The 13,907-nt window shown below is 62.8% G+C and carries 14 protein-coding genes; 6 read left to right on the plus strand and 8 right to left on the minus strand.

What is annotated here, in order from left to right; all coding sequences use genetic code 11:
• Nucleotides 1-48: 48 nt before the first annotated feature.
• Nucleotides 49-1,056 (minus strand): ABC transporter substrate-binding protein, encoded by a 1,008-nt coding sequence (locus tag AN189_RS13595; RefSeq protein ID WP_056036963.1) that lies wholly within the window; start codon nucleotides 1,054-1,056, stop codon nucleotides 49-51.
• 220 nt (nucleotides 1,057-1,276) lie between these two features.
• On the opposite strand from AN189_RS13595, the gene AN189_RS13600 reads away from it, so the two are divergent.
• Both AN189_RS13600 and AN189_RS13605 read left to right on the plus strand, forming a co-directional pair.
• Nucleotides 1,277-2,227, plus strand: coding sequence for an ROK family protein (locus tag AN189_RS13600; RefSeq protein ID WP_056036810.1), 951 nt, complete (start codon nucleotides 1,277-1,279; stop codon nucleotides 2,225-2,227).
• Nucleotides 2,221-3,318 carry an N-acetylglucosamine-6-phosphate deacetylase gene (locus tag AN189_RS13605; protein WP_056036813.1) on the plus strand — a complete coding sequence of 366 codons (1,098 nt, stop codon included), beginning with the start codon at nucleotides 2,221-2,223 and terminating at the stop codon, nucleotides 3,316-3,318. The genes AN189_RS13600 and AN189_RS13605 overlap by 7 nt, the downstream gene beginning before the upstream one ends.
• Here the strand turns inward: AN189_RS13605 and AN189_RS13610 are convergent.
• The 3 genes from AN189_RS13610 to AN189_RS13620 all read right to left on the minus strand — a co-directional run bounded on the left by AN189_RS13610 (nucleotide 3,312) and on the right by AN189_RS13620 (nucleotide 4,554).
• On the minus strand, nucleotides 3,312-3,815 hold the full coding sequence (locus tag AN189_RS13610; RefSeq protein WP_056036966.1) for a MarR family winged helix-turn-helix transcriptional regulator: 504 nt from the start codon (nucleotides 3,813-3,815) through the stop codon (nucleotides 3,312-3,314). The two genes, AN189_RS13605 and AN189_RS13610, sit on opposite strands and share 7 nt — an antisense overlap.
• Before the next feature lie 74 nt (nucleotides 3,816-3,889).
• Entirely contained in the window at nucleotides 3,890-4,168 is a 279-nt protein-coding gene (locus AN189_RS13615; RefSeq protein WP_056036817.1) for a succinate dehydrogenase assembly factor 2, read from the minus strand.
• Nucleotides 4,165-4,554 carry a helix-turn-helix transcriptional regulator gene (locus AN189_RS13620; protein ID WP_056036823.1) on the minus strand — a complete coding sequence of 130 codons (390 nt, stop codon included), beginning with the start codon at nucleotides 4,552-4,554 and terminating at the stop codon, nucleotides 4,165-4,167. The genes AN189_RS13615 and AN189_RS13620 overlap by 4 nt, the downstream gene beginning before the upstream one ends.
• Before the next feature lie 82 nt (nucleotides 4,555-4,636).
• Here AN189_RS13620 and AN189_RS13625 point away from each other — a divergent pair, with 82 nt between their 5' ends.
• Together AN189_RS13625 and AN189_RS13630 are read left to right on the plus strand one after the other, a co-directional pair.
• Nucleotides 4,637-5,839 carry a pyridoxal phosphate-dependent aminotransferase gene (locus tag AN189_RS13625; protein ID WP_056036826.1) on the plus strand — a complete coding sequence of 401 codons (1,203 nt, stop codon included), beginning with the start codon at nucleotides 4,637-4,639 and terminating at the stop codon, nucleotides 5,837-5,839.
• Nucleotides 5,840-5,911: 72 nt separating this feature from the next.
• A complete protein-coding gene (locus AN189_RS13630; protein WP_056036829.1) occupies nucleotides 5,912-6,346 on the plus strand; it encodes a hypothetical protein in 435 nt (144 codons plus the stop codon).
• Here the strand turns inward: AN189_RS13630 and AN189_RS13635 are convergent.
• The 4 genes from AN189_RS13635 to AN189_RS13650 all read right to left on the minus strand — a co-directional run bounded on the left by AN189_RS13635 (nucleotide 6,343) and on the right by AN189_RS13650 (nucleotide 10,137).
• On the minus strand, nucleotides 6,343-6,951 hold the full coding sequence (locus AN189_RS13635) for a DedA family protein (RefSeq protein WP_056036832.1): 609 nt from the start codon (nucleotides 6,949-6,951) through the stop codon (nucleotides 6,343-6,345). The two genes, AN189_RS13630 and AN189_RS13635, sit on opposite strands and share 4 nt — an antisense overlap.
• Nucleotides 6,944-8,329 (minus strand): MATE family efflux transporter, encoded by a 1,386-nt coding sequence (locus tag AN189_RS13640; RefSeq protein WP_056036836.1) that lies wholly within the window; start codon nucleotides 8,327-8,329, stop codon nucleotides 6,944-6,946. Before AN189_RS13640 ends, AN189_RS13635 begins: the two co-directional genes overlap by 8 nt.
• Nucleotides 8,330-8,373: 44 nt before the next feature.
• Complete coding sequence (locus AN189_RS13645; protein ID WP_056036970.1) at nucleotides 8,374-9,183, minus strand: hypothetical protein; 810 nt, start codon at nucleotides 9,181-9,183, stop codon at nucleotides 8,374-8,376.
• Between the two features lie 69 nt (nucleotides 9,184-9,252).
• The gene (locus AN189_RS13650) at nucleotides 9,253-10,137 is read right to left on the minus strand and encodes an NAD(P)-dependent oxidoreductase (RefSeq protein ID WP_056036973.1); all 885 of its coding nucleotides are present in this window, start codon (nucleotides 10,135-10,137) and stop codon (nucleotides 9,253-9,255) included.
• A 259-nt stretch (nucleotides 10,138-10,396) separates the two neighbouring features.
• Between AN189_RS13650 and AN189_RS13655 the strand changes: the two genes are divergently transcribed.
• Nucleotides 10,397-11,683: an alpha/beta fold hydrolase gene (locus AN189_RS13655; RefSeq protein ID WP_056036975.1), complete on the plus strand. Its 1,287-nt coding sequence runs from the start codon at nucleotides 10,397-10,399 to the stop codon at nucleotides 11,681-11,683.
• A gap of 77 nt (nucleotides 11,684-11,760) precedes the next feature.
• Nucleotides 11,761-13,716: a DNA topoisomerase IV subunit B gene (parE, locus tag AN189_RS13660; RefSeq protein WP_056036838.1), complete on the plus strand. Its 1,956-nt coding sequence runs from the start codon at nucleotides 11,761-11,763 to the stop codon at nucleotides 13,714-13,716.
• Nucleotides 13,717-13,907: the final 191 nt, after the last annotated feature.

Here is a 13,907-nt window from a genome sequence, read left to right on the forward strand (position 1 = left end):
CCCCCCTCGTTCTGAAATCGGGCCGCCCGATGGGCGGCCCGTCGTCATTCAGTTCAGCATACGCGCGTCAGCGGGCGGCAGATAGCTTGGATCAAAATAGAGAGCTGCGTCAGGCTCATTCACGAACTCATAGACACTCTTGGTCTGTTCGATCGCGCTGGCCATCCGCGCATCGTCGATCCCGCCCATGCCGTTCTCGGCCACGTAGTCGGTCAGCACGTTGGCATCGATCGACATTTGCAGACGCTCGGTTTCCAAGGCTGCATCGGCGGCCGGGTTGCGTTCGATCAGTGCTGCAATCGCCGCATCAGGCGTTGCGATGGCGTCCTTCCAGCCCATCGCCACGGCGGTCAGGAAGCCCGTCACAGCATCCGGGTTGGCGGCGGCAAAGTCGGTGTTCACGATGATCGCATTGCCATAGAGATCGACACCATAATCCGCCATCAGCAGCGTCGAGATATCGTCAGCCGCGACCCCCAGACGTTTGAGGTTCAGCACGGACGAGAACGAAAACCCCGTGATCGCAGCCACTTCGCCTTCGGCCAACATCGGCTCGCGGGTCGGGAAACCGACGGGTTCGACCGTGATGCTGCCCATATCCAGACCGGTTTCCGCGGCAAAGATCGGGAACTGCGCCCATGCACCATCGGGCGGCGGGGCGCCCAGAACCTTGCCCGCAAGGTCGGCCGGGGCCTCGACGCCCAGCGACTTGCGCCCGACCACGGCAAAGGGGGGCTTGTCATAGACCATCATCACGGCCGTCACGGGCGCGCCGGGGTTCTGGTCAAGGAATCGCATCAGCGAGTTGATGTCAGCGAATCCGATGGGAAAGGCCCCGGTCGCGACCTTGGGGATCGCATCCAGCGAACCCGCACCTTCGCTGATCGTGACTTCCAAACCCTGATCGGTGAAATATCCCGCATCAAGTGCATGAAAATAGGGCGCTGCCGGGCCTTCGAATTTCCAGTCCAGCGAAAACGGCATTTCGGTCTGCGCAATGGCCGGGGCCGCAATCAGGGCCACGGCAGCAGCCAGCATCGAGGTATGAAGCGTCATGTTTTGTCCCATTCTGATGATATCCCGCTGACGCTAGCGACGTGAACGACATCGCGCGAGTCCAATCTTGGCATCGGTCATGCCGGACATGGGGCGCCTCTGGCCTGCCTGAAAACTAATCACATGCTGGCGGGCGCTGCCAAAGGATTCACGGTTTTGCAAACCCCTCCTGCGGCAGTGCCGCTTGAATTGCGCGCAGCACTCGGCAATCTTGCCCCGAATGACAGGATTGAAACCGCATGCCGCACCCGGATCGACAGCCAGCGCCCCACAGCAGGGGGCAATCATGATCGGCGGGATTGATCTGGGCGGCACCAAGATCGAGGCGCGCCTGTTCGATGACACGGCAGAGCGGACCCACGATATGCGCCGCGTGCCGACACCGCTGGATGATTTTGATGCACTCTTTGCCGGATTGACGGCGCAGATCGACTGGTTGCGGGATCAGGCAGGCGACCCCGCTCTGGCCGTTGGCGTCTGCGTGCCCGGCGTGATCGACCCGCAGACCGGCGCGGTCTGGGCGGCAAACGTGCCGCTGGCGGGGCAGGATCTGGGGGCCGCGCTGACGGCGCATTATGGGCGCAGTTTTCCCGTTGTCGTCGACAGCATGGCCTTTGCATATTCGGAAACCCACGGTGGGGCCGGTCAGGACGGACGCTGCGTGCTGGGGCTGGTGCTGGGCACGGGTGTCGGGGCCGGGCTGTGCCTGGACGGCGCATTTCCACCGCGCGCGGCCGGATTGGCTGTTGAAATCGGCCATGTCGGCGTGCCTGCCCGCGCTTTGGCGCGCCACGGATTGCCCCTCTGGGGCTGTGGGTGCGGGCGCGCGGGATGCTGGGAAACCTGCATTTCCGGGACGGGTCTGGCGCGGTTGGCGTCCCATGTCACCGGCCAGGCCGGACCCGCGGAACAGGTGACGGACCCTGCAACCCTCGACATCTGGGCGGACCTGACCGGCGAGGCGCTGGCCACGTTGCAAAACCTGATCGACCCTGACGTCATCGTCATCGGCGGCGGTCTGAGCCGGCGCGCCGACCTGATCGCACGTTTGCCAGCGGCACTGGAGATGCATCGACTGGGCCAGACCCGCGCGCCCGCAATCCGCGTGGCGCGGCATGGCGACAGTTCAGGCGCGCGCGGTGCGGCCCTGCTTGCTGCGACCCGATGCTGATCGCGCCTGACCTGTTGTGGCAGTCCGGTCGCGGCACGACCGGGATGGGCGTCACGCTGGCAGGCGGTCGGGTGATGCGTATCGCCCCCTTGGCCGGGGCAACGCCCGACCTGCGCGTCGCAGTGCTGATGCCGGGTTGCACTGATTTGCAGGTGAACGGCGGCGGTGGCGTGTTGTTCAACAATGATCCCACGGTTGACGGACTGGAACGGATCGTCACCGCTCATCAGACCCGCGGCACGGCAGAGGTCATGGCCACGGTCATCACGGACCACCCCGATGTGACCGAGGCCGCGGCCCAGGCCGTGATCGCCGCCCGCACCATGCCCGGCCTGCTGGGCCTGCATATCGAAGGACCGCATATCGCGCTGGCGCGGCGCGGCACCCATGACCCTGACGCCATCCGCCCGCTGGACGCATGCACGGTTGACCTGATCGCGCGGCTGCGCGCCCATGATGTTCCGGTCATGCTGACCCTCGCGCCCGAATGCAGCGACGCCGGGCTGATGGCCCAGGTTGCGGCCACCGGTGCCATCCTGTCGGCGGGCCATTCGGATGCGACAGCGCCCCAGACGGCCGCGGCACTGGATGCGGGGATCACCTGTTTCACCCATCTTTTCAACGCGATGCCGCCGATGACGTCGCGCGCGCCGGGCATGGTTGGTCGCGCACTGCTGTCGCAGGCCTATTGCGGCCTGATCGCGGATGGCATCCACGTGGACTGGGACATGATCCGGATCGCCCTGGCCGCGCGGCCGGTTGCGGATCGGATGTTCCTCGTCTCGGACGCGATGGCGACGGTCGGCGGCCCGGATGAATTCGACCTCTATGGCCGGACCATCCGTGTGGCCGACGGGGCGCTGATCAATGCAGAGGGTGCGCTGGCCGGCGCGCATCTGGACATGGCAACGGCCTGTGCCAACATTCATCAACACGCCGGGGTATCCGTCGCACAGGCCATTCGCATGGCGACCGACATTCCGCGCAGTGTTCTGGGCCTGCGCCCCCGGTCGATCACGCAGGACACCCCGGTGCGTGACCTGCTGGCACTGGGCGCGGACATGGGGCGCATCATCCTGCCCGATCAATAGATATAGCGGATTTGTTCAGTCCAGTAGCGTTCCATCCGCCGCAGAGAGCCGTTGATGTCGTCGATCCGCGACTGATCCATCACGCCGGACGACATCAGTTCACCCGCGTGTCGGGCAAACAGATCCGACAGCGCCCGGTGCACCACTCGCCCTTTTTCGGTCAGCCGCACCCGCACTGACCGACGGTCAATGTCGGACCGCTGGTGGTGCATGTAGCCCCCATCCACCAGTTTCTTGAGGTTATAGCTGACGTTCGATCCCTGATAGTAACCGCGTGTTTTCAATTCACCGGCGGTCACTTCCTTGTCCCCGACGTTGAACAACAACAGCGCCTGGACCGGGTTGATATCCTGCATGCCCAGCCGTTCGAATTCATCCTTGATCACGTCCAGCAGCAACCGGTGCAGCCGTTCGACCATGACCAGCGTATCCAGATAGCTTTGCTGGAAAACCCGGACCAGCGGTGGCGTATCGCGCGGGTCCGCGGCCTGGGGCATTTTGGCATGCAGTGTCATCGCGGAATCCCTTGGGCAGCTGACCCTCAGGATGATCCGAATTATGAAATTTTCCGTTAATCGCCGCGCGGTCGCGTCAATCCCTCCGCCAGAACGGAAATATCCGCCACCATTGGCGCGAATCTGGCCGGTGCTTCGGCCTGACCGGAAACCCAGCGATAGATGTCCAGATCGCTTTCTTCCATCAGGTCCTCGTAGGTGCGCAGATCCTCGGCGTCGTATTCCGCCAGCCGTGCCTTGGCAAAGGCCGACAGGATCAGGTCCATTTCCTTGATCCCGCGGCGCATCGACCGCATGGCCAGCCGCTTGCGCGTGATGTCCAGATCATGGGTCATTGCGGCACCTCCAGCGCCCGACGCAGACGTTTTTCCAACCGCGCCAGCTTATCCGCATCCCGTGCGATCGACACCCGCAAATCGCGCATCTGCGACAACAATTCACTGATTTCGGGGGGAATGCTGACCACGTCGTCGGGGGCTGCGACGCCCTCGCCTTCGCCGGTCAGCAACCAGCCCAATGAAACATTCAGCATGCCCGCCATCATCGACAGCCGGTTCGCACGCGGTTCCTTGAGGTCCTCTTCCCATGCGTTGACGGTGCCTGTCTTGACGCCCAGCTTCTTGGCCAGGTCGGAAACACTCATGCCCGCGGCATCGCGCGCTGCTGTCAGCCTGTCGCCGAATGTCGCGGCATCATCGCTATACCAGTCGTTGTCTTGCATCGCGGGGCCATCCTTGTTGCTTGCCTGATGTGGTACACACACCCTATGACATGCGCAGCACACTGATACCACCGGAGCGGCCATGAAACTGTTGTCTGCGACGCTCGACCGCGTCAAACCCTCGCCCACCATCGCCGTGACCACCCGCGCCCAAGAGCTGCGCGCACAGGGGCGCGACGTGATCGGTCTGGGGGCGGGTGAACCCGATTTCGACACGCCCGACCATATCAAGGCCGCAGGCATCGCCGCCATCCAGTCCGGCAAGACGAAATACACCGCCGTGGATGGCATTCCAGAGCTGAAACAGGCCATCTGCGCCAAATTCAAGCGCGACAACGACCTCGACTATAGGCCCGCGCAGGTGAGCGTCGGGTCCGGCGGCAAACAGGTGATCTACAACGCCTTCATGGCGACACTGAACCCCGGCGACGAGGTCATCATCCCGGCCCCCTACTGGGTCAGCTACCCCGACATGGTCAAACTGGGCGGCGGCGAACCCGTGTTCGTCGCAGGTGCGCTGGATCGCGGCTACAAGATCACGGCAGACCAGCTGGAGGCGGCGATCACGCCGCAAACCAAGTGGTTCCTGTTCAACTCTCCCAGCAATCCGACAGGCGCGGGCTATAGCTGGGAAGAGCTGAAGGCGCTGACCGACGTGCTGCTGCGTCACCCCCACGTCTGGGTGCTGACCGATGACATGTACGAACATCTGGCGTTCGACGACTACCGGTTCTGCACGCCGGCACAGGTCGAACCGCAGCTCTATGACCGGACCCTGACGATGAACGGCGTCAGCAAGGCCTATGCCATGACCGGCTGGCGGATCGGCTATGCCGCGGGGCCGCAACCCCTGATCGCCGCGATGCGCAAGGTGCAGTCGCAGTCCACGTCCAACCCCTGCACCATCAGCCAGTGGGCCGCGGTCGAGGCGCTGAACGGCACCCATGATTTCATCGCCCCCAACAACGCGATGTTCATCCGGCGCCGCAATCTGGTGGTGGACGCGCTGAACGCCTGCCCCGGCATCGTCTGCCCGATGCCCGAAGGCGCGTTCTACGTCTATCCGTCCATCGCGGGCTGCATTGGCAAAACCACCGCCGCGGGCACCTTGATCGACAGTGACGAGGCATTTGCCACCGCCCTGCTGGACGAGGCCGAGGTCGCCGTGGTGTTTGGCGCGGCCTTTGGCCTGTCGCCCCATTTCCGGGTCAGCTACGCGACATCTGATGCTGCGTTGCAGACCGCCTGTGACCGGATCAGGACATTCTGCGACGGCCTGACCTGACAGGGATCGGGTGGCTGGCCAATTCGGTCAGCGGGTGGTTAATTGATCGCAAACCAAGGATTGATCGGGGTTATGGGCGCAGACCTGCCAGACTATTATTTCCGCATCCGTGAAAACGGGGCTGTCGTGTTCAAGGTCGATACCGAGAACCGGCAGCGCCGGATCGAGATGAACCAGCTGGCTGTGGTCAATGTCCGCAACGGCGAGGTGAAACCTCACGGCGACACTATCCTGTCCGAGGCCGATATCGCGGCGATTCAGGAATGGCTGGATGCGCGTGTTGCCCTCTTGGCCCAGCGGGATATCGACGACATCCATCGCGCCATCGACTACCTGAACATCACGACCCAATGGGTGCAATCCAAGGCAACGGATGCCCAGCTTGAGAGCGTGACAGACCCTTTGCTGCTGGCAATGCATGACCTGCGCAGCACATTGGTGCGCAAAAAGGCGGATCGGATCCTCAGTCAGGCCGACGGTGGCAAGGCTGACAAACCGCGCGACTAGCCCCGCGACCGGGAGATCAGTTTGCGCAGCACGCGAAACACGTACCACACCAAGAGCACTGTCAGCAGGATGTTAGTCACCGGGTTGAGATAGACGGCCACGCGGTCATAGTTGGCTGACAACAGATATCCCGCTGCGATCAACCCCGCGTTCCAGATGGCCGATCCTATCGTGGTATAGATGAAAAAGGTCCGCAAACGCATGCCCGACAGGCCCGCGGGCACCGAAATCAACGTGCGGATGCCGGGGACCATCCGGCCGAAAAACACCGCCGCCTTGTCGTGTCGGTCGAACCATTCGATCGCGCGCCGCACGTCAGCGACCTCGAGCGTGAGCCAGACGCCGTAGCGGTCGATGAACGCCTCCAGCCGCTTGCGCCCGATGGCCTGCCCTACCCAGAACCACAGATAGGCCCCCGCCACGGCACCGATCGTGCCCATCACGAAAATCGCGATCAGCGACACCTGACCCTGCGCGGCCTGAAACCCGGCAAGCGGCATGACCAGTTCGGACGGGATCGGCGGAAAGACATTTTCCAGAAACATCACCACACCGACGCCCAGCGCGCCCAAGGTGTCGATCATGCGGGTGATGAAATCAAACATGCGGATGCCCCTGTGATGCCGGGGATATGGGCAGGATGCGACGTTGTATCAACATCCGCCAGCACAGCGCGACGGCGGCAAAGGCCAGTCCGATGGTCAGCCCCAGCCACAGACCCTGCGGTCCCCAGCCCAGCGTAAACGCCATGACATAGCTCAGCGGAATGGCGATCACCCAATAGCTGATGGTTGCGATGATCATCGGGATGAACGTGTCCTGCAATCCGCGCAGCACGCCCAGCGCAATGACCTGTGCGGCATCCACGATCTGGAACAACGCGGCCAGCGCCAGCAGGCTGGCCCCCAGCGGCAGGATCATCGGCAGGGCCGGATCATCGGGATCGACGAACAACGCGATCAAAGATTGCGGCACGGCCAGGAACATGGCGATGGTAAACAGCACGAACAGCCCCGACAGCCCGAATGCCGTCACCGCACCCCGGCGCAGACCCAACGCGTCGCCACGACCCAATGCGCGCCCCGCACGCACCGTGGCCGCCTGCCCGATGGCGATATGGATCATGAACATCAAGCTGGTCAGTTGCAGGGCGATGCCGTGACTGGCCAATGCGATCTTGCCGATCCAGCCCATCATGATCGTGCTGGCGGTGAACAGGCCGCCCTCGGCCAGGGCCGTGATCCCGATGGGCCAGCCCAGACGGAACACCCGCGCCATGATTTGCGGGTCGGGACGGAACGGATTGCGCAGCAATTCGTAGTCCGGCAGCTTGCGCAGGATGTAGATGATCAGCAGCACCACGGTGCCGCTTTGCATGGCGACGGACGCGATGGCCGCCCCCCTGATCCCCAGCTCGGGCGCGCCGAAATTGCCGAATATCAGCATGTAATTGACACCCACGTTCAGCACGGCCGCGGCAATCGTGGCCCACAGGATAAAGGCAGTCAGTTCCAGCGCCACGAGAAAGGATTTCAGCGTCATGACGATCAGCGCGGGGATCATCCCCAGAATCGCGATGCCCAGATAGGCACCGCCCGCGCTTGCGATTTCAGGGGTCTGGCCAATGGCCAGCAGGATCGGTTCCGCCCAGAAAAACGGCAGCGACACGACCACGGCGTAAAGGACCGAAAGCCACACCGCCATGCGCGTCACGCGCCGGGCGGTCTGCGCGTCGCCCGCCTCGGATGCGGCGGCGACCAGCGGGGTGACGGCCTGGGCGAACCCTGCACCCACGATGAAAATGACGAAAAACAGGCTAGAGGCCAGCGTCGCCGCCGCAAGGGCGCTGACGTCGTACCACCCCAGCATCACCGTGTCGGTGATATGAATCGCGAATTGCGCCATGTTGCTGGCGACCAGCGGGGCGCCCAGCCTGACAACGGCACGGATATGATCCGGATAGGTGAATGCAACATTGGCCATATCCGGGGTTTAGGCCCGATCCATCGCCCCGTCCACTGCCAGCGTCACCCCCGATCGGGAAACACCTGCTGCAATTCCGCATCAAAGCGCGCCCATGAAATCGACGCCTTGTTGCCGGCATATCCGTGATAGTGCGACCGCCCCGAAGAGGTGGGCAAACCGGCCCAGATCCGGGCCAGATTGTTCATGAACCGATGCCGCCCGATGTCGCCGCGGCGCACAGCCTGCAAACCGGCCTCATGCAGCAGCACATCCGCCAGACGGTCCTGCACGGACGGGGAAAACAGATGATCTTCGGTCAGACCGGCCTCGCGGACGACGCGGCGCAGCGTGCTGGGAATGAACTGATACCGCCCGATGGCGTGGTTTTGGCCCGGCGTCGCGTCGATCCAGGCGTAGATTTCGCCGATCGTCAGCCGTGTGGGACGATCAGGTGGCTGTATATCCGCACCAAAGACGACCGCATCATACCCGTCGCGGTGCGATTCCGCCCGCCCGATGACCTGCCGGATGATGTGCACATCGCGGTCGCCGACAGGCCCCGCCAGCATGATGCGGCGATCGGGTGCCGCAAGACGCGAGGTCCCCGCTGTCGCATGTCGGTCGGTGCCTGCGGGACGCGGCGGCAATGGCGCGAACATGCTGCCACCTGCCTGACCGGCAAACAGGCTGGGGCCCTGCGTCAACGCGGCAGGTCGGGGCGCGGGGTCCCGCGACACGATCAGCGGGCCCCGTTTCTGCATCAACGGAGCCGCCACGGTCGTGCGCGTATCGGCCTGCGGCCTGTCCGGCCAGAAACTGACCAGTGTCGCACTGGCCGCAAGGGTCGCTGCAAAGAGATGCTTCAAGATCATGGCCCGCCCGGAATAATTGAGGATCGGGCGGACCATGTGGCGAATGTGTTGAAATTTCGTGTCCGGGCGTCAGCCGTCCAGCACGTCACGCCAACTGTGCGCGGGCGCAAAACCGACCATGCGTTTTGCCTTGGTGTTGTCGTAGAACGTTTCGTTTTCGCCCATCGGCCGGGTCTGTTTCACCCCCGTGTAGAACCGCGACATGACGTCGTCACTGGTCAGGTTCACGCTCATGTCGTCGTTGGACACGTTGAACACCTCGTAGCCCAGACCGTCGGTGTTCAGACAGCATTCCACCATCTGCGCCAGATCGCGCGCGTCGATATACGCAAAGATATTGCGCCGCCGCAGGGCCGGATCATCCATGAACGCCGGAAAGTTCGCGGCATATTCGTGCGGCTCGATCACGTTGTTGATGCGCAGGCCATAGATATCGATGCCGCTGCGTTCCTGAAAACTGCGCGCGCAGACCTCGTTGACGACCTTGGACATCGCATAGCTGTCCTGCGGCACCGTGGGATGGTTCTCGTCGATGGGGACATAGGCGGGCTTCAACTCTCCGTCGTAGAAACAGATGCCATAGGTGGTTTCGGAACTGGCAAAGATCACCTTGGGGATGCCCAGTTTCGTCGCCGCATCCAGCACGTTGTAGGTGGACATGGTATTCGCCTCAAAGGTGACGTTGTCCGGCTGGATCATGATGCGCGGCACGGCTGCAAAATGCACCACCGCGTCATAATGCGGCACGCCGGAACCCGGTTCCAGTTCCTCGAAATCGGCAAAGGCCCGCATGGCGTTGAACACCTGACCCGCATCGGTCAGATCGACCCGCAGGCTGCGACCGTCCGCCTCGGCCGCCAGATCGACGTTCGTGACCTGATGTCCCAGCGCACGCAGATGTGCGACGGCGTATTTGCCTGCCTTGCCGCTGCCGCCGGTGAAAAAGATACGCATTTGATATTCCTCCGTGATGCCCGTCATGCGGGTCCTTGGCACGATCATTCACTGCCAGCCGGGCGCGGTCAAACAGATCGCCTGCACGCATGGCCACCTGCAGCGCCCCCGTCACATCATCCGCGCGCCTCAAGATACGATCGCCCACCGGGCCAAATTCCGCATAGTGGATTGGAATTTCATTTTTGCACTTCCACAATGCCGCATCACGTCGCATCGTGGCGGCAGGACAGACAGACAAGCCCCGATGAAAGGCCCGATGATGACACGCATGTTTCCCGCAATGGTCGCCGCCATGACCGCCCTGCCCGCCGTGGCCGAGAACCGCATTGATATCGTGCGCCCCGACGCGCCCGAACTGGCGGCCATCGGCGAGCATGTCGTCGGTGTGCGGACACTGACCTTCACCAACCCCGACCAGGTCGATATCCTGAATACGGGTGCGGAGGGCGAGGTCGCCCGCTATGATCGCCCCCTGACGGTCGAGGTCTGGTATCCCGCAGCAGACGGGACCACGCCCGGCGGCACCTATGATACTGTCCTGCGGGACGGCGTGACCCAGACCACCCTGACAGGACGCGCCGCACGCGATGCAGCCTCTGCCGCGGACGACACCTATCCGCTGGTCATCATTTCGCACGGCTATCCGGGCAACAGGTTCCTGATGGCGCATCTGGGCGAAAACATCGCGTCCAAGGGCTATGTCGTGGCGTCGATCGACCATACCGACAGCACCTATTCCGACCAGTCCGCCTTTGGATCGACGCTGTATAACCGCCCTTGGGACCAGCGTTTCGTCGTCGACCAGATGGAATCGCTGGACGATGATCTGGGCGCGCTGGTGCAGGACGGCAATGCCGCCGTGGTGGGCTATTCCATGGGGGGCTATGGTGCGCTGATCTACGCGGGTGCCGGCGTGACCCAAGAGAGCCTCGATTTCGGCTACAGCCCGCCGCAGCAATTGCTGGCACGCAACCTGTCGGGCAGCGACAGCCACGCCAGCCTGTCCGACGACCGGATCAAGGCCTATGTCGCCATCGGCCCCTGGGGCAACAATTCCGGGTTTTTCAGCCCCGACACGCTGGCCGGGATCGACAGCCCGCTGATGCTGATCGCGGGCGAAATCGACGATGTGTCGATCTATGACGCGATGCGCGGAATCTTTGACGACGCCACAGGCACCGACCGCCACCTGCTGACGTTCCAGTCCGCCAACCACAATGCAGGTGCCCCGATGCCCGCCCCCGCCGAAAGCTATGCACCCTCGCCAGCGACTGGCGAACCGACCTTTGGTCACTACGGCGATGCGGTCTGGGACAACGTGCGGATGAACAACATCACTCAGCATTTCGTCACCGCATGGCTCGACCAGCACCTCAAGGGGATCGACCGCAGCGCCTATTTCGACCTGGTGCCCAACGCGCAGGACGGTGTCTGGGACCGTGACGATGCAGGCACGCCCACGCAGGCCGATACCTATTGGACCGGTTTCCCGAACCGCACCGCCGCGGGCCTGACGTTCGAGACGAAACGCGCGGGCGAATAATCACCGGCAGGCTGCCCATTGCTGCGACGCGCCCACCAACCTAGTATGGGCGAAACCAAAGCAAAGAGCAGCCTGCCATGTCCGATCTTCTGTCCGGCCAGACGCCGTCCACCTATGACGCCTCATCCATCCAGGTGCTGGAGGACATGGAACATGTCCGCCTGCGGCCGGGCATGTATATCGGCGGCAAGGACGACCGCGCGCTGCACCACATGGTGGCCGAAATCGTCGACAACTCGATGGACGAGGCCGTCGCCGGCCACGCCACCTGGATCGAGATCGAACTGCACGCCAATGGCCACGTCAGCGTACGCGACAACGGGCGCGGCATCCCCACCGATCCGCACCCCAAGGACCCCAGCAAATCCGCGCTGGAAATCATCTTTTGCACGCTGAACGCGGGCGGCAAGTTTTCCGGCGACAGCTACCAGACATCGGGCGGTCTGCACGGCGTCGGGTCCTCGGTTGTCAACGCTCTGTCCGACCACTTGCGGGTCGAGGTCGCGCGCAACAAGGAACTCTTTGCGATGGAATTCTCGCGCGGAGTCCCGCAGGGAAAACTGCAAAAGGTGGGGGCCGCCCCCAACCGGCGCGGCACCGCCGTCACGTTCCACCCGGACGAAGAAATCTTTGGCAAGCTGCAACTGAAACCCAAACGCCTGTTCCAGATGGCCCGGTCCAAGGCCTATCTGTTCAGCGGTGTCGAAATCCGCTGGAAAACCGAAATCGACGACGGCGAAACGCCCGCCGCGGCCACGTTCAAATTCCCCGGTGGCTTGTCCGATTACCTCAACGAGACGCTGACCGGATCGACCACCTATTCCGAACGCCCCTTTGCTGGCACCGTGGATTTCACCGAAAAATTCGGCGTCCCGGGCAAGGTCGAATGGGCGATCAACTGGACCCCCGCGCGGGACGGGTTCATCCAGTCCTACTGCAACACCGTCCCCACGCCAGAGGGCGGCACCCACGAGGTCGGGTTCTGGAACGCGATCCTCAAGGGGATCAAATCCTATGGCGAGCTGACCAACAACCGAAAGGCCGCGACCATCACCCGCGAGGATCTGATCGTGGGCGGCTGCGCGCTGGTGTCGTGTTTCATCCGCGAACCCGAATTCGTGGGCCAGACCAAGGACCGTCTGGCCACGACGGACGCGCAACGCATGGTCAACGCCGCCGTGTCGGACCATTTCGACAACTGGCTGGCCGCCGACACCAAATCGGCGGGCGCGATCCTCGATTTCCTGATCCTGCGGGCCGAAGAACGCCTGCGCCGCAAACAGGAAAAGGAAACCTCGCGCAAATCGGCCACGAAAAAACTGCGCCTGCCCGGCAAACTGACCGACTGCACGTCCAAGACGCGCGAAGGGACAGAGCTGTTCATCGTCGAGGGCGACAGCGCCGGCGGGTCGGGCAAGGGCGCGCGCGACCGCAAGACGCAGGCGCTGTTGCCGTTGAAGGGGAAAATCCTGAACGTGCTGGGTGCCGCATCGGGCAAGCTGACGACCAACGCCGAAATCAACGACCTGTGCGAGGCGCTGGGCTGCGGCATGGGCAGCAAATTCAACCTCGACGATCTGCGGTATGAGAAAATCATCATCATGACCGACGCCGACGTTGACGGTGCCCATATCGCGGCGCTGCTGATGACGTTCTTTTTCAGTCAGATGCGCCCGCTGATCGACAACGGGCACCTGTATCTGGCCTGCCCGCCTCTCTATCGTCTGACGCAGGGGCCGAAACGGCTGTATGTGGCGTCCGACGCGGAAAAGGACCGCGCGATGGAAAAGGGCCTGGGCGGCAAGGGCAAGATCGACGTGCAGCGGTTCAAGGGTCTGGGCGAGATGGATGCCAAGGACCTCAAAGAGACCACCATGGACCCCGCCACCCGCAAACTGATCCGCGTGACGGTGGACGATGTGGAACCCGGCGGGACGGCTGATCTGGTGGAACGTCTGATGGGCAAGAAGCCGGAACTGCGTTTCCAGTTCATTCAGGAGAACGCGCAGTTCGTGGAGGAGTTGGATGTTTGAGGCTGTCAGGTGAAACCTAAAACCGCGCGATTCTCATTACTAAACTTCGCCGTACATGAGCTTTATCGATCTGCGCGGAAATATAGAAGTGATGACAAACGCGATCAAATATTCTCCAAGATTTCTTCACAAGAAAAACAAATTATATCAAATTCTTCAAAATATGGATTTCTGTTTTTGATTAGCGCCTT

Origin of the sequence: Loktanella sp. 3ANDIMAR09, from assembly GCF_001420005.1 — a bacterium.
In the GTDB taxonomy this organism is placed as follows: domain Bacteria; phylum Pseudomonadota; class Alphaproteobacteria; order Rhodobacterales; family Rhodobacteraceae; genus Loktanella.